This is a genomic window from Xanthomonas cissicola (assembly GCF_008801575.1).
Taxonomy (GTDB): Bacteria; Pseudomonadota; Gammaproteobacteria; order Xanthomonadales; family Xanthomonadaceae; genus Xanthomonas; species Xanthomonas cissicola.
The window spans coordinates 1-19,785 of sequence record NZ_VZPL01000075.1 but is presented as its reverse complement, the minus strand read 5'-3'; the positions used below and the strand labels follow the sequence as shown (position 1 = coordinate 19,785).

The window sequence follows — 19,785 nt, the reverse complement described above, 5'->3', positions numbered from 1 at the left end:
CGGCCTGGCCAAAAACACCGCACACGTGCTGACCTTGTTTGCGCTCTCCAATCTGTGGATGAAGCGAAAGCAGTTGCTGCCGGCTATGGGGAGCGTGCGCCTGTAAACCAGGAAATTCCCACGGAAAGCGCCAGAAATGGCGAAATTCCAAAGATTCAAACGCCACTCTTCGGAACGACGCGACATCCCGCACTCTCAGGCCTCGTTATTCAGACCTTCCCTTGGAGCTGTAATAGCCCGGCGCGCCTTCCACTTCTTCCACCACCACTTCGGCGGCAGCCAGCGGCTTGCGCGCCTTGGTTTCTTCGCTGGAGTTGGACGGGTCGCCGTCGATGTATTGCGTCACCCAGCGCGTCAGCCAGCTCTGCATCTGCTCGCGATCGGAGAACGAACCGATCTTGTCGCGCACGATGCACTTGAGGTAGTGCGCAAAGCGGCAGCACGCAAACATGTAGGGCAGGCGCGCGCCCAACGCCGCGTTGGCGGTGGCATCCGGGTCGTCGTATTCGTCGGGCTTGTTGAGCGACTGCGCGCTGATGAAGGCGGCCATGTCCGAGTTCTTACGATGTACCAGCGGCATGAGGCCCATCTTGTCCAGTTCGGCGGAGCGACGGTCGGTGATCGCCACTTCGGTCGGGCACTTCATGTCCACGCCACCGTCGTCGGTGGGAAAGGTATGCGTGGGCAACCCTTCCACTGCGCCGCCGGACTCGATACCGCGAATGCGCGAGCACCAGCCGTACTGCTTGAACGAGCAGTTGATGTTCACCGCCATCGCATAGGCGGCATTCTGCCAGGTGTACTTGTTGGAATCCGCGCCGGCGGTGTCTTCCTCGAAATCGAAGTCTTCCACCGGGCTGGTGGCCGCGCCGTAAGGTAGACGCGAGAGCGTGCGCGGCATGGCCAGACCGATGTACTTGGAGTCTTCGGATTCGCGCAGCGAGCGCCATGCAGCGTAATCGGGCGTGGAAAAAATCTTGGCCAGATCGCGCGGATTGGAGAGCTCGCTCCAGTTGTCCATGCCCATCAATTTGGGCGCGGCGGCGGCAATGAACGGTGCGTGCGCGGCAGCGGCCACCTGCGCAATGCCGTTGAGCAGTTCCACATCCGGCGGACTCTGGTCGAAGTAATAATCGCCGACCAGGCACCCATACGGCTCGCCGCCGAGCTGGCCATATTCCTGTTCGTAGACTTTCTTGAAGATGGGGCTCTGATCCCACGCGGTACCCTTGTAGCGTTTGAGTACCTTGCCCAACTCTTTCTTGCTGATATTCAGCACGCGGATCTTGAGCTGCTGGTCGGTCTCGGTGTTGTTGACCAGATAATGCAGGCCGCGCCAGGCGCCTTCGAGCTGTTGCAGATCGGCGTGATGCAGGATCTGGTTGAGCTGTTCGGTGAGCGTGCGGTCGATCTCGGCGATGTAGGCCTTGATGGTCTGCGATACGTCTTCGCCAACCACATCGCTGCGGTTGAGCACCTGCTCGGCGAGCGTGCGCACCGCCGATTCCACTTCTTCCTTGGCGCGCTCGCTCTTGGGACGGAACTCGCGATTGAGCAGCGCGGCAAAGTCGCCCCGCTCGGTTGTTTCGGTGCTACGAGTGGCCAGTGCGGCTTCGGTCGCGGACATGGCTCAGGTTCCTTCCGGTTCGGACGCGGGCTTGGCGGCCGACACCAGCGACTGCAGCAACGCCGGATCGCGGATGGCGTTGGCGATCAGCTGCTCTGCACCGGCCTTGCCGTCCATGTAGGTGTCCAGGTTGGCCAACTGCGTGCGCGCTTCCAGCAATTTGGCCAACGGCGCAACCTTGCGCGCGATGGCGGCCGGCGAAAAGTCGTCCATGCTTTCGAAGGTGATATCCACCGCCAGCTCGCCTTCGCCGGTGAGCGTGTTGGGCACCTTGAATTGCGCGCGCGGGCGCATCGACTGCAGACGGCTGTCGAAGTTGTCGACGTCGATCTCCAGTGCCTTGCGCTCATCCAGCGAGGGCAGCTCACCGGCGTTGGCGCCGGACAGATCCGACATCACCCCCATCACGAACGGAATCTGCACCTTCTTCTGCGCGCCGTAGACCTCCACGTCGTATTCGATCTGCACCCGTGGCGCCCGATTGCGGGCGATGAACTTCTGACTGCTGGCCATGCCTGATCTCCGATTGAGCTTGCCCGTTGCGCCAGCGTGCGGTGCACGTGCGCTGCGATGTGGCTTGGATGTCGCCGGCCCAGCCGAATGCCTGCAGCCTGCGTGCGACGCCGCTGCCGCGGGCTAGCCCGCAACCGCCGCGCACCACGCGGACCAAAGCGGCAGGCCGTGCGATGACGCTTTCTCAGCGCTGCGGCGAGGATAGGAATGCGCTTGTGGGCTCACCCGACAAATCGTCTCAATCGCCGCGATCGTGCAGACGCAGGCGCGGATGCGTGATCGCGCGCCTACTTTGTGAAAGAGGCGTGATGGGTTGGCGCTGCTTTTCTCGGTTGACCAGGGGACAGGCCCCGGGGAGTGGGCCGCAGGCAGCATCCGCATGAGCAGCAGCAGTCATTACAGCGCCATCGTTCCACGCGTATCCACGGCCGCGGAGGCGCACACGCCGCTGATGATCGATCTGCTGGCCTATATCGAGCAGCACATCGGCGAAGCGGAGCTGGGTACCGAGTCGTTGCAGCAAGCGTTCGCGTTATCGCGTGCATCGCTGTACCGCTTGTTTCAGTCGCGTGGAGGCGTGGCCAGCTATATCCGCGAACAGCGGCTCAGCACAGCGCACCGCTACCTGCAGGCCTACCCGGACTGCAGCCTGACCTGGTTGCTCTACGAAATGGGCTTTGCGTCCGAGCGCCAGTTTCAGCGTGCGTTTCAGCAGCGCTTCGGCATGCCGCCCATGCAGTGGCGTCGCCAGTGCCGCGCAGCACCGCATCTTCCTGCGCCACGGCGTGGTCACTACGTGCCGATGTGGCGCTTCATGCGCGAACTGAGTCAGCACGTACAACCCGAGTACGCGTCCACCCGCGGCGGCGCGGCCACACCCACGCATGGCTCTCCGCTGGTGCATACCGAAGCACTGCGCCGGCTCGCCCGACCGGCACCGCACTTTGCGGCACAACCGGAGCCGATGGAGAGCGAAGCACTTTGAGTTGCGTGGGAGCGCACCTGGGCGCGACGTGGATTACCTGGACGCCACACTGCGCCCGGGTACGCGCCTAGGTGAGACAAGGCAGTGGCATCGGCATCAGCGAATGACCAGTACCGGAATCGCACTGTGGGTGAGCACTTCCACCGTCTGGCTGCCGAGCAGCATGCGCTGCATGCCGCGGCGGCCGTGCGAGGTCATGATGATCAGATCGCTCTTGCAGTCCTTGGCGGTCTGCACGATGCCCTCGGCCGCGAAGCGATCCAGCACATGCCGCGGCGTGGCCTTGATGTTGGCAGCGGCGGCCAACTCCAACGCCGGACGCAGGATCTTTTCAGCGGCCGCTTCGCGCTCGGCGCGGTATTCCGGGCTGGCCTCGTAGCCCACGCTCCAGCCCATTGCGTCGTACATGCCCATCGCCCACGGCTCGGACACGGTGACGATATCCACTTTGGCACCGGTCGCCTTGGCCAGCTCCAGGCCTTGAAACAGGCCGCGATGCGAGAGCTCGGATGCATCGATGGCGATCAGGATTCGTTTGTACATGATGACCTCCCGGATGGACCGGCAGCCTCGCCGGCGACTTGAGATTGACAGCACTCCGCAACGCAGACCTTGAGATGGATCAATCTTGCAGGTGACGGACTGTAGCGCTCGAAGCGGCTCAGCTGGTTGACGAGCGACCATCCCCGGCGCCAGCAACGCGTTCAACACTGCCCTGTTCGCGTATGCGCTGCGCACCGGCCGCGTCCGCCTGGCAGCTGCGCGATCGCTTTTTGTAGCGGCTCTTCTTCGTTGCGTTCAGTCGGTGGGCGGCTCATCGGCAAGCCGGGGTGCGCGCACGCGCGCAGGATTGCCCACGGAGATCGCACCGGCCGGCACATCGCGCGTGACCACCGCACCGGCACCGATTACCGCATCGTCGCCGATGCAGACGCCCGGCAGGATGATCGCCCCGCCCCCAATCCACACATTGCGCCCGACGCGGATTGGCCGCCCGAACTCCAGCCCGCTGGCACGTCCGGCGGCATCGCGCGGATGGTCGGCAGCGTAGAACTGCACCGCTGGCCCCACCTGCGTTCCATCGCCGATGTACACCTGGCAGATATCCAGGATCACGCAATTGAAGTTGAGGAACACGCCCGCGCCCAGATGGATGTTGTAGCCGTAATCGCAATGAAACGGCGGCCGGATCACCGCATTCGCACCCACCTCGGCGAGCCGCTCGACCAGCAATGCATGCCGCTGCGCCGATGACTGCGCGCCAGTGGCGTTGTAGCGCTCCATCCACACCGCAGCTGCCGCCTGATCGGCCTGCAGCTGCGCATCGGCGGCGTTGTAGAGTTCGCCTTCCAGCATTTTCTGTTTTTCGGTCTGCATGCCGCCGGGTACCTATGCAATGAACTGCTGACAGGGTGGCATGGATGTAGCGCGGTATGCATCGAGCGATGCACCAATGGCCCCGATTGCCGGCTCAAAGTGGCTTGGGGAACCTCGCGATCTGGCTATGAGCTAAAGCGACTGGCGCGCTCACCACCGGGGTGGAAGCGCCCAATGGAGATTTCGAGCACCGGCCTTGCCCGCGTGCGGCTATCTGGCCATTCCATTGCTTGCCGCATCCGTTGCAACGCCGCGGCGCCAGCATCGATACTCCTGACCGTGCCCTTCCGGCACGACCACGGTCAAGGATGACGTCATGACACGATGTGTAGCCGCTTGCGTTGCGTTGTTGCTATGGGCATGCCTGAGCACCCCTGCGAGTGCAACTTCGTCGCTCTCGTTCGAAGGCGGCGGATACTGGATGGATTTCGAAATCGGTCACGTCACCGGGCCAGTGATCGCCAGTCTTCGTTTCAGTGCACCTGGCGACAGCGAGTCCGTGTCGTTGCGGGGCAATTTCCAGGTCAAGACGTTCGATACCAAACGCAGCATCCTCCGCCTGATCTACACAGGTAACGACACGCGCGTGCCGCCCTTTACCCTGGTCGTGCTCGCAAACAGGTCGACGCTGAGCGTGAACGGCAAGCAGATCAACTCAAGCTTCGGTTGGGAAATGTAAGCGCGCAACAGAGCAGCGCAGGCCACGCCTCATCCATCGATCATCTGTCGCAGATGATCACGCGATCTCGCTCGACGTGAGGTGCAGCAGCGGCCGGTTCCGCTTGCTGCATGCACAGTGCAACCGCACTACGCCCTGCTGCTGAAGAAAACGTAATCGCAGACGAGTGCAAACCTGACTAGACCACAGTCAGATTGGCGTAGGCCATCACCAGCCACTTGGCGCCGACCTCGTCGAACTGCACCTGCACGCGCGCATGCGCGCCAGCGCCTTCGTAATCGACGACCACGCCGCCGCCGAACTTGGGGTGTTCGACGTTGGCGCCGAGCTTGATCGGTGCCGTTTCCACGATGCCATGCACCGGGCCGCCGCGCGCCGCGCCCAGCGATGCGGTGCGCGAAACCTGCACCTTCGGGCGCACTTCGTTGAGCAGGTCGCGCGGAATCTCACGCAGGAAGCGCGAGGGCACGTTGTAATTGTCCTGGCCGTGGATACGGCGCGATTCGGCGTAGCACAGCACCAGCTTCTGCCGCGCGCGGGTGATGCCCACGTACGCCAGGCGACGCTCTTCTTCCAGCCGCCCGCTCTCTTCCAGCGAGCGCGCACTCGGAAACAGGCCGTCTTCCAGGCCGACCAGGAACACAATCGGAAATTCCAGGCCCTTGGCCGAATGCAGCGTCATCAGCTGCACGCCTTCTTCGCCAGCCTGCGCCTGGCCTTCGCCGGCTTCCAGCGAGGCGTAAGCCAGGAAGGCGACCAGCTCGGTCATGCCCTGGCTGTCTTCATCGTCCGGGCGGGTAAAGCGCGAGGCGACCGACACCAGTTCGTCCAGGTTCTCGGTACGCGATTCCGAATCCAGCCCGCCGCGGCTTTCCTTGGCCCAATGCTCGCGCAGGCCCGAGCGCATCAGCACATGGTCGATGCGTTCGGCCAGTTCCATCTCGCCGGTTTCGGCATGCAGCTGGCCGATCAGGCTGAGGAAGGTGGCCAGGGCATTGCGTGCGCGCGCGGCCAGCGTGTTCTGCTGCGTGCACAGCATCGCCGCTTCCCACAACGACAGCGCACTGGCACGTGCCAGCCGGCGCACCTCATCCAGCGTCCGGTCGCCAATGCCGCGAGTGGGCGTGTTGACCGCGCGTTCGAACGCAGCGTCGTCGCTGCGATTGGTCAGCAGGCGCAAGTAAGCCAACGCGTCCTTGATTTCGGCACGTTCGAAGAAGCGCATGCCGCCATACACGCGGTACGGCAACTGCTCGGAAATCAGCGCTTCTTCTAGCGCGCGCGATTGCGCGTTGCTGCGGTAGAGCACCGCCACTTCGCCATAACTGCCGCCGTCGCGCACCCACTGCCGTGCACGCTCGACCACATAGCGCGCTTCGTCCACTTCGTTGTAGGCCGCATACAGATCGATCGGGTCGCCATTGCCTGAATCGGTCCACAGCTGTTTGCCGATACGGTCCGGGTTGTGCGCAATCACCGCATTGGCAGCGCCCAGAATATTCGCGCTGGAACGGTAGTTCTGCTCCAGCCGCACGGTCTGCGCACCGGGGAAATCCTTCAGAAAGCGCTGGACGTTTTCGACCTTGGCGCCGCGCCAGCCGTAGATGGCCTGGTCGTCGTCGCCGACCACGAACACATTGCCCGATTCGCCGGCCAGCACGCGCACGAAGGCGTACTGGATGGCGTTGGTGTCCTGGAACTCGTCCACCAGAATCTCGCGGAAGCGCGCGCGGTAATGCGCCAGCAATGCCGGCGTGTCGCGCAGCAACTCATGCGCGCGCAGCAGCAACTCGGCGAAATCCAGCAGCCCGGAGCGGTCGCAGCGTTCCTGGTAGGCCGCATACACCTGCCGGCGCACCTCGGTCCAATCGTCGTTGGGCTCGGGCTGGATATGCTGCGGACGGCGGCCCTCATCCTTCTGCTCGTTGATCCACCAGCTCATCTGCTTGGGAGGATACTTGCTCTCGTCCAGCTCCAGCGCCTGCACCACGCGCTTGACGAGCCGCAACTGGTCGTCGCTGTCCATGACCTGGAAGCCTTCCGGCAGCCGCGCATCCTGCCAATGCAGACGCAACAGGCGATGTGCCAGCCCGTGAAATGTACCGATCCACATCCCGCGGCTGCCATTGCGCAGCTGCAGGTCGGTACGGTGACGCATTTCGCCGGCGGCCTTGTTGGTGAAGGTCACCGCGAAGATGCCGTGGTTGGGCACACCCTGGACTTCATTGAGCCAGGCGATGCGATGGATCAGCACGCGCGTCTTGCCGGAGCCGGCGCCGGCCAGCACGAGGTAGTGCCCCGGCGGCGCAGAAACGGCCTCGCGCTGGGCGGGGTTTAAATGATCGAGCAAATGAGAGACATCCACCGGCACATTTTACCGGTTGTGGCGTCGTTGCGGCTGAGATTGCGATGAAGCGGTTGGGTAAGCCCCTCCCCCATCGGCAGAGGGGTTGGAGTGAGGGTACGGGGCGAAGCAGTCGGTGCATCACTTCCGAAGGCGCGTGGCGACGCGTTTGTCACTGCAGGCACTGGCACATGCCTGAGGCGCCCTCATCCGGCGCTACGCGCCACCTTCTCCCGGGGGAGAAGGGAACAATGGGCCCCTCACCGCCCCAGCAATGCCAACACATCCCGCGCAATCGCCGCTGCCTGCTCACGCAACTCCGGCACTGCCAGGCTCTCCCACAGCGACCCGATCCGCAGGCTGCCTATCACCCGCAACCGCGGATTGGCGTGCCCCTCGGCATCGATCAGACAGCCATCGGCAGCGGTATCCACCCCGATCCCATGCGACCCGGCCACCGCAATGCCCTGTCCCAGCAGCTGCTGCAGCAGCGGGTTGCGCATCGCCTGCACGCGCATTTCCACGCCGGTGGCGTTGACCAGCGTCTGCACATCCAGCTGCAAGGCATGCCCAGCACTCGCGCCGGCACTGAGCCGCACGCAGGCGCCTGCCTGGAACGCCAGATCCAGCCGCGCGCGATGCAGCTGCAACTGTCCGCGCGCGCGCATCGCCTGCAGTTGCGCATGCACCGGCGCGGCGATGCGGTGACGATGCACATCCCAATAGCGCACCACGTGGCGCAGGAAGCGGCGTTGGTCGGCAACCGACAGCGTTTGCCACAAGACCTGATTCAGCGGGCGCACACGCTCCATCACGCCCTGCCAGGACAGGCCTTGCGCCATCGCAACCCGCGCATGCTGCCGCAAGCTGCGCATGCGCGCACGCAGCGACAGCGCCAGCAACGGCTGCGGATCGAAGTCCGCCGCAACGCAGTGCGCCTGCGGCAACGGCAGCAGCCCATGCCGCGACACCACGTGCACCGCCCCGCGATGCGCCTGCGCGGCCAACGTCATCACCGTGTCGGCCATGCTCAGTCCCGAGCCGACGATGCACACCGCCGCGTCCTGCGGCAACGCGGCGACCGCCTCGGTATCCCAGGCTTCCAGCCGCTGGGTTGCCGACAGGCCGGTGGCTCCGCGCAGCGGCAACGGCCGCAACGCATTGCCCACCGCCAGCACCACGCTGGTGGCATGCAGGGTCTGGCCATCGTCGAGCTGCAACAGCGCGCCATCGGCATCGGCGTGCAGCGTCTGCACGCGGGCGCTGTGCACGGTGAGCGTCGCCGGGCTCTGCACACGCGCGGTCTGCAGGCGATCGCGCAGGTAGGGCGCGTAGTGCCGGCGCCCCACGAAAGCCTGCGGCAGCCGTGCGTCTTCCAGCTCCGGGCAGCAGGCGTGCGCACGCAGGTAATCGACGAAATCCTGCGGTGCCTCCACCAACGCACTCATCCGCGCGGCGGGCACATTGAGCAGATGTTCCGGCCGCGCGGTGGAGTAGGCCACGCCCTCGCCCAGCACCGCGTGCGGCTCGATCACCACGATCTGCACCGGCGCCACGGCCTGACGCAACAGCTGCAGCGCCACCAGCACCCCAGATGCGCCACCGCCAACGATGGCGATCACTGCATCGCCGGGATCACGCAATTCATTCATCCGGCAATTGTAGGCGATGCGTCGCGTCGCACCGGTGACAGCGGCCATGCCGCCGCGATGGCCGGGATAGCCCCGCGTACGCGCGCCGGCGCGACGCAGCCGTCCAACAAAGCGGTCACCGGACACCTCCATTCGAGCGCGGGCGCGTTTGCATGCAGCGCGATCTTGCCGCCCCAGACGCGCCCCACTTCACCTGCCACCGCAGGCATCGCGCCGCGCCACAACGGGCACTGCGCGCGCATGGACCGCGCACGCCCTACATCAACGCATCGGCCAGCCGCGCAATGCCCTCGCGACTGCGGCGCCAGGCCGGGCGGCGACGCCACTGTTCCAACGTCAGTTGCCGCGCGTTGGCCAGATAGTCCTGCTCGATCTCGCGCAACCGCTGCACCACGCCAGTGTCGTAGCAGAGCATGCCGATCTCGGCGTTGAGCGCGAACGAGCGGATGTCCAGATTGATCGAGCCACCAGCGCGATGTCTTCATCCATGCTCAGGTGCTTGGCATGCAGAAAGTGCGGGCGATACAGCGCAATCTTCACCCCGCAACGCAGCAGCTCTTCGAAATAGGCCTCCTGCGCCCACGCGGCCAAGCGTTGGTTGTTGTGCTCGGACAGGATCAACTGCACATCCACTCCCGAGACTGCGGCGATGCGCAATGCGCTCAGCAAGGCTTCGTCGGGCACGAAGTACGGCGTGACCAGCACCACCTTGCGCCGCGCCAGATGGATCACCGCATTGATCGCATCGCGCGCATTTTCGAACGGATACGCCGGCCCGCTGGGCAGCAATTGCGTGGCGATATCGGCCTCGCACACCGGTGCATCGGGCCACACGTCCAGCCGCTCTCCGGTTTCGGTGAACCAGTCGCTGGCGAAGACCGCTTCCAGATGATTGACCACCGGCCCGCGCACGCGTGCCACCAACTCGCGATTGGGCACGCCATCAATGAAGCCGGCCTCGGCCAGATTCTGCGAACCGACAAACGCCACCCGGTTGTCGAGCACCGCAATCTTGCGATGGTTGCGCAGATCCATGCGGCCGCTGCGACGCCAGCGCAGGCCGCCCGGCAATACCGCCAACACCTGCACGCCACCGTCCTGCAGGCGCTTGCGGTAGCGACGCAGGCCGCGCTTGGCGCCCACCGCATCCAGCAGCACGCGACAACGCACGCCGCGCGCGCTGGCGCGTTCCAGCGCCACGACCACCGCCTCGCCCACCGCATCGTCGAACATCAGGTAGTACAGCAAGTGCACACGTTTGTCGGCCGCGTCGATCGCCGCGATCAGGGCCTGCAACGACTGCGCATAGTCGTCGAGCAATTCCACCGCGTTGCCCAGCGTGGGCATGAAATCGCCTTCGCGTTCGATCAGCGGCACCACTTCGGCACTGCTGGTGTCTGCCTGGGGCATCCAGCGCAACGCATGCAAGGGCAGTTGTTGTTCGCGAATCACCTGCGAGGCAGTGGCTTGGCGCTCCACCCGCAGCCGCGACAACCACGGGTGGCCGAACAACAGATACAGCGGCAGGCCGACCACCGGTACGAAGCCGATCAGCAGCAGCCAGCTGCGCGCCGCACCCGGCGTGGTGCGGGCGGGAATCCAGAGCAGCGCGGCCAGGCGGATCGCCCAGTCCAGTGCCAGCAGCCAAGTGCCTGTGACCCAATCGGGCAGCATCAGTGGTCCGTCTTCATCAGGAACCCGATTCTGACTTGGCCGCGCGTAAACGCAACGGCGGCTGCGCACAGGCAGCGGGGCAATAGCGAAACGGCCCGCCCTGGGCATCGGCAGGCTGCACGCGTTCGGCGCAGACCTGCCGCAACGTCTGCACGAAGGCCGACTGCATCCGGGTGGGATACCAGTCGCTGCGCGTGGTCATGCCGATCTGCCGGCGCAGCAGCGGCCCGGCGCTGCCGATCTCCTCCAGCAGGCCGGCGCGGCGCTCGAACAGGAACTGGTCGCGCGACATCAAGGTCAACCAGTCGCCCTCCAGCAGCAGGCCACGCACGGTCAGTTCGGCGCCGCATTCGATGCGCACCGGCGGCGGCTCCAGCTGGTGGTCGCCGAACAGCTGCTCCCAGCGCGCACACACCGGCGTGCCGGCGGCGGCGATCACCCAGGGATAATCGCGCAGTTGCGCAAACGCGTAGCCCTGCCCGGCCAAGGGGTGGCCGCTACGCGCCACGATCACCGGTTCGTCGTCGAACAGCGGCTCCTGCAGCACATCGCGTACCGGCAACGGGTCGCGCAGCGCACCGATCAACAGATCCAGGCCACCCTCGCGCAGATGCGCCAGCAATTGCTCGTACGGGCCCTCCACCACCTGGACGCTGGCGCCCGGGTGCGCATGCGCAAACCGCGCCAGCACCTGCGGCAACAGAATCGCGCGCGCCAGCGGCATCACCCCCCAGGGTGAGGCGGCCGGCGTGCTGCGAACGCAATGCGGCCACCTCGTCCAGACCGGCGCGCAACTCGGCCAGCGCCAGCCGCACCTGCCGCAACAGCCGCAGCGCCACCGGCGTGGGCTGCATGGTCTTGCCGCGGCGTACCGTCAGCGGCACTTCGATCACATCGGCCAGCGCTTGCACCGCGCGATAGATCGCCGGCTGTGAAACGCCGGCGCGCACCGCCGCCAACGCATAACTGCCTGCCACATCCACCGCCACCAGGGCCTGCAGCTGGCCCAGCGACACCCGCCGCTCCAGGCCAGCGCGCGCCGGCAGGCGCAGCGCGCGACGCGCGACCCCGATCCCCCGGCCCAGATGCGCCAGCACCCGCTCGATACGCGGCACCAGCAACCCGGCAGCCTCGGTGGCCGACATGCCACCTGGGTGCCGGTCGAACAGACGCACGCCCAGTTGCTGCTCCAATCGCGCCACGGCCTGGGTCAGAGCCGCCTGCGACAAATTCACCCGCGGCGCCGCCGCGCTGACGCTTCCGGCCTGGTGCACCACGACCAGCGCGTAAAGGTGACGCAGATTCGGTTCCGGGCTCGGCTGCATGCTCTAACTATAAGCAAAACCAATATGCATACCTCAAATGAATCTTGAGCCAGCTCGCTCTGCCCGGCCAGACTCGGCGCACTCTTAACGAGGATGGATGGATGAGCCAGGTCGTTACCCGGATCGAGCGTACGCCGTTGGCCATCGTCGACGGGCTGGCGCAGGCCGGCGTGGCGACCGTGCACGAAGCGCAGGCCCGCAGCGGCCTGCTGCACCATCGGCTACGTCCCATCTACACCGGCTGCCGCATCGCCGGCACCGCGGTCACCGTGTCGATTCCGCCCGGCGACAACTGGATGATGCATGTAGCCATCGAGCAACTGCATGCAGGCGATGTGCTGGTGGTCGCGCCAACCAGCGACTGTTGCGACGGCTACTTCGGCGACCTGCTGGCCACCTCGGCGCAGGCGCGCGGATGTCGCGGCCTGATCATCGATGCCGGCGTGCGCGATGTGCGCGATCTCACCGCCATGCAGTTCCCTGCCTGGAGCCGCGCCATCTGCGCGCAGGGCACCATCAAGGAGACGCTCGGCTCGGTCAACGTGCCACTGGTGTGCGCCGGGCAACTGATCCAGCCCGGCGATGTGGTGGTGGCCGACGACGATGGCGTCTGCGTGGTGCCGCGTGCCACCGCTGTCGATGTGCTGACCGAAGCGCAGGCGCGCGAGGCACGCGAACTACTCAAGCGCGAACGTCTGGCACGCGGCGAACTGGGCCTGGACATCTATGCGATGCGCGAACGTTTGGCCGCCAAAGGCCTGCGTTATGTCTGAGCGCGTGCGCGCGATGTGGATGCGCGGCGGCACCTCCAAGGGTGGATTCTTTCTGGCCGACGAGTTGCCCGCCGACACCGCCGCGCGCGACGCGTTTTTACTGCGCGCCTACGGCTCGCCGGACGCGCGCCAGATCGACGGCATGGGCGGCGCGGACCCGCTGACTTCCAAGGTCGCCGTGGTGTCGCGCTCCACGCATGCCGATGCCGACGTGGACTATCTGTTCCTGCAGGTGGCGGTAGACCATGCGCAGGTCAGCGATGCACAGAACTGCGGCAACATGCTGGCCGGCGTTGCCCCGTTCGCGCTGGAACGCGGCTTGCTGCCCACACGCAATGGCCAGACCCAGGTGCGCATCTTCATGCGTAACACCGGCACCCTGGCCACCGCCACCGTGCAGACGCCCGATGGCCAGGTGCGTTACGACGGCGATGCCCGCATCGACGGCGTCCCCGGCACGGCCGCGCCGATCGCGCTGGCATTCGCCGATATCGCCGGTGCTTCGTGCGGCGCGCTGCTGCCGAGCGGGCATGCGGTGGACACGCTCGACGGTGTGCAGGTCACGCTGATCGACAACGGCATGCCCTGCGTGGTGCTACACGCCAGCGATGTCGGCATCAGCGGTTACGAAGACCGCGCCACGCTCGACGCCGATGCTGCGCTACGGGCGCGCCTGGAAACGCTGCGTCTGCAGGCAGGTCCGTTGATGCAGCTCGGCGATGTGCGCGACGCCACGGTGCCAAAAATGATGCTGGTCGCCGCCCCGCGCGCCGGTGGTGCGATCAGCGCGCGCTCGTTCATCCCGCACCGCTGCCATGCCTCCATTGGCGTGCTGGGTGCGGTCACCGTCGCCACCGCCTGTCTGTTGCCCGGCTCGCCCGCACACGCGCTGGCGCAGGTGCCCGGCGGGCGCAGCCAGCGGCTGGACGTCGAACACCCCAGCGGCGCAAGCAGCTGCCTGATCGATCTCGATGCGCAGGGCGCCGTGGTCGGTGCCGCGGTGGTGCGCACCGCGCGCAAATTGTTCGATGGTGAGCTGTATGGCTGAGTATTTCGCTGCGTCGCCAAGCTGCGGCAACCGCCATCGCAGCGGCACGTGCGCGTGTTTGCCGTTCGAGCAAGCCATTGCTACGCAGTGCGCCGCGATCCGCGCCCATCTGCACATCGGGACCACCACATCCGCCGCGACCTGCAGCGTCCGTGCACCCGGCCGCCCCACCTTGCGCACAGGCAATCGCTGGCGCGCCGCTTCCGCTGCAACACACACACCATCGCCATGATCATCGACTGCCACGGCCACTACACCACCGCACCCGCCGCGCACGATGCGTTCCGCAAGGCGCAGATTGCGCATTACAACGATGCGCACGCACCTGTGCCGGTGTATCCGTATATCTGCGACGATGCGCTGCGCGAAAGTGTCGAGCTGCACCAACTGCGCCTGCTGCGCGAGCGCGGTGCAGACATGACGATTTTTTCGCCACGCGCCAGCACCATGGCGCATCACATCGGCGACGAAGCGGTGAGCCAGGTGTGGACGCGCCATTGCAACGACCTGATCGCACGCGTGGTACAGCTGTATCCACAGACCTTCATCGGCGTATGCCAGTTGCCGCAGTCGCCGGGCGTGCCGATCGCGCACGCGATCGCCGAACTGGAACGCTGCGTCAACGAACTGGGATTCGTCGGCTGCAATCTCAATCCCGACCCGTCCGGCGGGCACTGGAATGGTGTGCCGCTGACCGACCGCGCCTGGTATCCCTTCTTCGAAAAAATGGTTGAACTCGACGTCCCGGCGATGGTGCATGTCTCCGGCAGTTGCAATGCCAATTTCCATGCCACCGGCGCGCATTACCTCAATGCCGATACCACGGCCTTCATGCAGTTTCTCGAAGGCGATTTATTCACCGATTTTCCGCAGCTGCGCTTCATCATTCCGCACGGCGGCGGTGCCGTGCCGTATCACTGGGGCCGTTTCCGCGGCCTGGCCGACATGCTGGGCAAGCCTGCGCTGTCTACGCACGTGATGCGCAATGTGTTCTTCGACACCTGTGTGTATCACCAGCCCGGTATCGACCTGTTGTTCGAGGTGATCGACATCGACAACATCCTTTTTGGCTCGGAAATGGTGGGCGCAGTGCGCGGCATCGATCCGCAAACCGGCCACTACTTCGACGACACCAAACGCTACATCGATGCGCTGGCGATTTCCGAAGCCGACAAGCGCAAGGTGTTCGAAGGCAATGCGCGGCGGGTGTACCCACGGCTGGATGCGCAATTGCGTGCGCGTGGGCTGTGATCCCCTTCTCCCTCCGGGAGAAGGTGCCCGTAGGGCGGATGAGGGTACGGGCGAAGCCTCGTGCACTCAGAATAATTGCGTAGGCTTCGCCCCGTACCCTCACCCCAACCCCTCTCCCGAGGGGAGAGGGGCTTTGTCACGCACCTTTGTCTCTCTTGGGCTTGGCTGGCAACCCGATAGTGGAAATCACACTGCCATCGGCGCCTACACGCATCAAGACCATTCCCCAACCCCACAAACGCAAACACCCGCCTTGCGGCGGGTGTTTGCTTGGATGCAGATCGCGTAATCGGTGGATTACTTGATCTTGCCTTCCTTGTACATCACGTGCTTACGCACGACCGGGTCGTACTTCATCATTTCCATCTTCCCCGGCGTGTTCTTCTTGTTCTTGTCCGTGGTGTAGAAGTGGCCGGTAGCGGCCGAGGAAATCATACGAATCTTGTCACGCTTGCCTTTTGCCATGACTGCTTACTCCTCAGACCTTTTCGCCGCGCGCACGCAGCTCTTTCAGAACGGCATCGATGCCGTTCTTGTCGATGGTGCGCAATGCATGCGCGGAAACACGGAGCTTCACCCAGCGGTTTTCGCTGGCAACCCAGAAGCGACGCTCGTGCAGGTTGGGCAGGAAGCGACGACGGGTTCTGTTGTTTGCGTGGGAGACGTTGTTACCCGTCTGCACACGCTTGCCGGACACTTGGCATACGCGGGACATTACGCACCTCGATAAATGAATTGCCACCCATAGCCTGGGGAGCGGCGGCCCCGACAGCGCCAGGGCTGTCACGCAACGTTGGGAATCAAGAACTTACGCTGGAACAGGCCGGCAACCCCATTGCGCTGGGTACCGCCATCCGGAGCGATCCGGGCACAGCGAGCCGCGCATTATGCACGGCTTTCCTATGTGCCGCAAGCACTTAGCGGACCCAGGACCGGGCCGGGCCACGCATCGGACCCAAGCCTGCCTGGTCGCGGACGATTGCAGGTCGGGCTCACTGCCTGATCGCGCGATCATCCGCATGGCGGCGTACACGGCCAACCACGCCGTGCGCCCGCGTGACGCCCGCTACTCAGGCGCTCCACGCTCCCGACGGGGCGCCCGCTGCCGATGCAACCAGCGATACAGCACCGGCAACACCAGCAGGGTGAGCAGGGTGGAGGAGACGATGCCGCCGATCACCACCGTGGCCAGCGGGCGCTGCACTTCGGCACCGGCGCCGACGTTGAAGGCCATCGGCACAAAGCCCAGCGCGGCCACCAGGGCGGTCATCAGCACCGGTCGCAACCGCGCCAGCGCGCCTTCGCGCAATGCCCGCTCCAGCGGCATGCCGTCAGCGCGCAGGCTGCGCACGAAGGCGATCATCACCAGGCCGTTGAGCACCGCCACGCCCGACAACGCAATAAAGCCGACGCCGGCGGAAATCGACAAGGCCAGCACGCGCAGGGCCAAGGCCAGCACGCCGCCGGTCAGCGCCAGCGGCACGCCGCTGAACACCACCAGCGCATCGCGCAGCGAGCCGAAGGACCAATACAGCAGCCCGAAGATCAGCACCAAGGTGCCCGGCACCACCCAGGCCAGGCGCTGGCTGGCGGAGATCAGCTGCTCGAAGGTGCCGCCGTAGCCGATCCAGTACCCGGTGGGCAGCTTGACCTGCGTCTGCACGCGCTGCCGCACCTCGGCCACGAAGCTCCCCAGATCGCGATCGCGCACGTTCGCGGTGATCACGATGCGGCGCTTGCCGTCTTCGCGGTTGATCTGGTTGGGCCCCAGCACGGTGTCGATCTTGGCGACCTCGCGCAGCGGCACGGTGATCGGCTCGCCACTGCGCCAGCCTGCCGCGCGGCTGGACTCGTCCGCATCGGCACGCTCGCCATCGCCACGCAGCGGGATCGGCAGATCGGCCAGCGCAGTGGGGTCCTGGCGCAGAGATTCCGGCAGGCGCACCACGATGTCGAAGCGCCGGTCGCCTTCGAACAATTGTCCGGCCTCCTGTCCGCCCACTGCCGCGGCCACGGTGTCCTGCACCACACCGGGATTGAGCCCGTAGCCGGCCAGCGCGGCGCGATCGGGTACCACCGCCAGCATCGGCAGGCCGGTGGCCTGTTCCAGGCTCACATCGGCCGCGCCCGGCACCGCGCTGGCGATTTCCTGCACGCGCTGCCCGAGCCTGACCAGCGTGTCCAGATCGTCGCCGTACACCTTGATCGCCACATCCGCACGCACGCCGGAAATCAGCTCGTTCATGCGCATCTGGATCGGCTGGGTGAACTCGTAATTGTTTCCCGGCAACTGCTTCACCGCCTCCTCGATTTCGGCCAGCAACTGCGCCTTGGGCTTGCGCGGATCCGGCCACTGCGCGCGCGGATGCATGATCAGGAACGTGTCGGCGACCGATGGCGGCATCGGGTCGGTGGCCACTTCAGCAGTACCGAGCTTGCCGAACACATGCGCCACCTCCGGAAACTGCTTGATGCGCTTTTCCAGCGTGGATTGCATGGTGATGGCCTGTTCCAGGCTGGTGCCGGGAATGCGCAAGGCATGCAGCGCAACATCGCCTTCGTCCAGGTTGGGGATGAACTCGCTCCCCAGACGCGTGGCCAATACCGCGCACAGCGCCACCGTCGCAAGCGCTGCAATGCCCACCCAGCGGCTGTGCCGAAGCGCCCGATCGAGCAATGGCGCATAGACGCCGCGCGCCCAGCGCATCGCGCGATTTTCGTGCTCGGCCACCTTGCCGCCGAGCAGCAACGCAATCGCTGCAGGCACGAAGGTCAGCGACAACAGCATCGCGCCGGTCAGTGCCAGCACCACGGTGATCGCCATCGGGTGGAACATCTTGCCTTCGATACCGGTGAGCGCGAACACCGGCAGATACACCGCAGTGATGATGCCCAGGCCGAACAGGCTGGGGCGGATCACCTCGGCAGTGGCTTCGGCAGTGAGCTCGAAACGCTCATCGCGTTCGAGTACGCGCCCCAGCCGACGTTGCGCGTCGCCAAAGCGGCGCAGGCAGTTCTCCACGATGATCACCGCGCCATCGACGATCAAACCGAAATCCAGCGCGCCAAGACTCATCAGATTGCCGGACACGCCACCACGCACCATGCCGGTGAGCGTGAACAGCATCGCCAACGGAATCACAGCAGCCGTGATCAACGCTGCGCGCACATTGCCCAGCAACAGGAACAACACCACGATCACCAGCAACGCGCCTTCGATCAGGTTCTTGGCGACGGTGACGATGGTCCGGTCCACCAACGCGGTGCGGTCGTACACCGGCACCGCCTGAACACCGGCCGGCAAGCTGGCGTTGGCCACTTCCAGCCGCTGCGCAGCGGCCTGCGCCACGGTGCGGCTATTGGCACCGACGAGCATGAAGACCGTGCCGAGCACCACTTCGCTCCCGTCCTGGGTGGCGGCGCCGGTGCGCAACTCGCGCCCCTCGCCAACCTGCGCCACATCGCGCACGCGGATCGGCACGCCGGCGCGCCGATCCAGCACAACCGCGCCGATCTGCGCGATGTCCTCCACCTGCCCCGGCACCCGCACCAGAAACTGTTGGCCGTTACGTTCGATATAGCCGGCGCCGATGTTGCGGTTGTTGGACTCGACCGCTCGGGCAACGTCGTCCAGGGTAAATCCCAACGCGACCAGGCGCGCCGGATCGGGCGTGATATGGATCTGCCGCGCATAGCCGCCGATGGTGTTGACCTCGGTGACGCCCGGCACGTTGCGTAGCTGCGGGCGCACCACCCAATCCTGCAAGGTGCGCAGATCGGTCGCCGTCCATGCACTGCCATCGGGCTTGCGCGCATTCGGCTTGGCCTCGACCGTGTACATGAAGATCTCGCCCAGGCCGGTAGCAATCGGTCCCAGCTGCGGCTCCAGATCGGCGGGCAATTGCGACTTGACCTGCTGCAGACGTTCGGCCACCTGTTGCCGCGCGAAATACAGATCGGTGCCATCGGCGAAGACCGCGGTGACCTGCGACAAGCCATAGCGCGACAGCGAGCGCGTGGATTCCAGACCCGGCAAGCCCGCCAGCACCGTCTCCAACGGAAACGTTATCCTCTGCTCGGATTCCAGCGGCGAATAGCCCGGCGCTGCGGTATTGACCTGCACCTGCACGTTGGTGATGTCGGGTGTTGCATCGATCGGCAAGCGCGAAAAACTCCACGCCCCGATCGCAATCAGCACGCCTGTCAACGCCAGCATCAACCAACGTTGCGCAATTGCAAACCGGATGATGTTGGTCAGCATGACAAGCCCCTCCGCATACGCCTGGTAGCGCCCTGCGCCTGCCGGTGCCCTCGCCGCGTCACCGACCGATAACGCCGCCTCCCTACCGCGCAGCCGCGCAACACGCCAAACGAACAACCACCCAAACACCAGCGCTGCTCTAGCTCTAGGGAAGCTCTGAACAACGCACCACAGATACGCGACACTACCCGCCTCATCATGTAGAGGATCATCTATGCAGCTGACGTTCGGTGACGCTGAGGGCCTGGGCAAGCGCAAGCAGACCCGGCGCGAGAT

General features: G+C 65.3%; 13 protein-coding genes and 4 pseudogenes. 6 read left to right on the top strand and 11 right to left on the bottom strand.

The window, feature by feature from the left end; translation table 11 throughout:
* A pseudogene (locus F7R02_RS21135) lies at positions 1 to 106 on the top strand (IS5/IS1182 family transposase); the annotation flags it as partial.
* Positions 107 to 220: 114 nt separating this feature from the next.
* On the opposite strand, the pseudogene tssC reads toward F7R02_RS21135, so the two are convergent.
* Both tssC and tssB read right to left on the bottom strand, forming a co-directional pair.
* Positions 221 to 1,627, bottom strand: a pseudogene (gene tssC / locus F7R02_RS21130) (type VI secretion system contractile sheath large subunit); the annotation flags it as partial.
* 3 nt (positions 1,628 to 1,630) lie between these two features.
* Positions 1,631 to 2,140 (bottom strand): type VI secretion system contractile sheath small subunit, encoded by a 510-nt coding sequence (tssB, locus tag F7R02_RS21125; RefSeq protein ID WP_003489891.1) that lies wholly within the window; start codon positions 2,138 to 2,140, stop codon positions 1,631 to 1,633.
* 313 nt (positions 2,141 to 2,453) lie between these two features.
* Between tssB and tagK the strand changes: the two genes are divergently transcribed.
* On the top strand, positions 2,454 to 3,125 hold the full coding sequence (gene tagK / locus F7R02_RS21120; RefSeq protein ID WP_059030789.1) for a transcriptional regulator TagK: 672 nt from the start codon (positions 2,454 to 2,456) through the stop codon (positions 3,123 to 3,125).
* Positions 3,126 to 3,221: 96 nt separating this feature from the next.
* Here tagK and F7R02_RS21115 read toward each other — a convergent pair whose 3' ends face one another.
* Both F7R02_RS21115 and F7R02_RS21110 read right to left on the bottom strand, forming a co-directional pair.
* Positions 3,222 to 3,668, bottom strand: coding sequence for a universal stress protein (locus tag F7R02_RS21115; protein ID WP_003489888.1), 447 nt, complete (start codon positions 3,666 to 3,668; stop codon positions 3,222 to 3,224).
* 255 nt (positions 3,669 to 3,923) lie between these two features.
* On the bottom strand, positions 3,924 to 4,502 hold the full coding sequence (locus tag F7R02_RS21110; RefSeq protein ID WP_078589263.1) for a sugar O-acetyltransferase: 579 nt from the start codon (positions 4,500 to 4,502) through the stop codon (positions 3,924 to 3,926).
* 454 nt (positions 4,503 to 4,956) lie between these two features.
* Here F7R02_RS21110 and F7R02_RS21105 point away from each other — a divergent pair, with 454 nt between their 5' ends.
* Positions 4,957 to 5,181: a hypothetical protein gene (locus tag F7R02_RS21105; RefSeq protein WP_033480496.1), complete on the top strand. Its 225-nt coding sequence runs from the start codon at positions 4,957 to 4,959 to the stop codon at positions 5,179 to 5,181.
* 178 nt (positions 5,182 to 5,359) lie between these two features.
* Here the strand turns inward: F7R02_RS21105 and uvrD are convergent, their stop codons facing one another.
* From uvrD to F7R02_RS21080, 4 genes and pseudogenes are all read right to left on the bottom strand, one after another.
* Positions 5,360 to 7,546, bottom strand: coding sequence for a DNA helicase II (uvrD, locus tag F7R02_RS21100; RefSeq protein ID WP_005914611.1), 2,187 nt, complete (start codon positions 7,544 to 7,546; stop codon positions 5,360 to 5,362).
* A 239-nt stretch (positions 7,547 to 7,785) separates the two neighbouring features.
* Entirely contained in the window at positions 7,786 to 9,177 is a 1,392-nt protein-coding gene (locus F7R02_RS21095) for an FAD/NAD(P)-binding protein (RefSeq protein ID WP_078589261.1), read from the bottom strand.
* Between the two features lie 256 nt (positions 9,178 to 9,433).
* A pseudogene (gene cls / locus F7R02_RS21085) lies at positions 9,434 to 10,851 on the bottom strand (cardiolipin synthase).
* Between the two features lie 16 nt (positions 10,852 to 10,867).
* Positions 10,868 to 12,176 (bottom strand): annotated as a pseudogene (locus F7R02_RS21080) (LysR family transcriptional regulator).
* Positions 12,177 to 12,277: 101 nt separating this feature from the next.
* On the opposite strand from F7R02_RS21080, the gene F7R02_RS21075 reads away from it, so the two are divergent.
* The 3 genes from F7R02_RS21075 (at position 12,278) to F7R02_RS21060 (ending at position 15,248) form a co-directional block, all read left to right on the top strand.
* A complete protein-coding gene (locus F7R02_RS21075) occupies positions 12,278 to 12,949 on the top strand; it encodes a 4-carboxy-4-hydroxy-2-oxoadipate aldolase/oxaloacetate decarboxylase (RefSeq protein WP_003489876.1) in 672 nt (223 codons plus the stop codon).
* The gene (locus tag F7R02_RS21070; protein WP_078516814.1) at positions 12,942 to 13,997 is read left to right on the top strand and encodes a 4-oxalomesaconate tautomerase; all 1,056 of its coding nucleotides are present in this window, start codon (positions 12,942 to 12,944) and stop codon (positions 13,995 to 13,997) included. Before F7R02_RS21075 ends, F7R02_RS21070 begins: the two co-directional genes overlap by 8 nt.
* A 228-nt stretch (positions 13,998 to 14,225) precedes the next feature.
* Positions 14,226 to 15,248: an amidohydrolase family protein gene (locus tag F7R02_RS21060; RefSeq protein ID WP_059030795.1), complete on the top strand. Its 1,023-nt coding sequence runs from the start codon at positions 14,226 to 14,228 to the stop codon at positions 15,246 to 15,248.
* A gap of 297 nt (positions 15,249 to 15,545) precedes the next feature.
* On the opposite strand, the gene rpmG is transcribed toward F7R02_RS21060, so the two are convergent.
* From rpmG to F7R02_RS21045, 3 genes are all read right to left on the bottom strand, one after another.
* Complete coding sequence (gene rpmG / locus F7R02_RS21055) at positions 15,546 to 15,713, bottom strand: 50S ribosomal protein L33 (protein ID WP_002809462.1); 168 nt, start codon at positions 15,711 to 15,713, stop codon at positions 15,546 to 15,548.
* 13 nt (positions 15,714 to 15,726) lie between these two features.
* The gene (rpmB, locus tag F7R02_RS21050; RefSeq protein WP_002809459.1) at positions 15,727 to 15,963 is read right to left on the bottom strand and encodes a 50S ribosomal protein L28; all 237 of its coding nucleotides are present in this window, start codon (positions 15,961 to 15,963) and stop codon (positions 15,727 to 15,729) included.
* Positions 15,964 to 16,314: 351 nt separating this feature from the next.
* Entirely contained in the window at positions 16,315 to 19,509 is a 3,195-nt protein-coding gene (locus F7R02_RS21045) for an efflux RND transporter permease subunit (RefSeq protein WP_078589256.1), read from the bottom strand.
* Between the last annotated feature and the right edge of the window lie 276 nt (positions 19,510 to 19,785).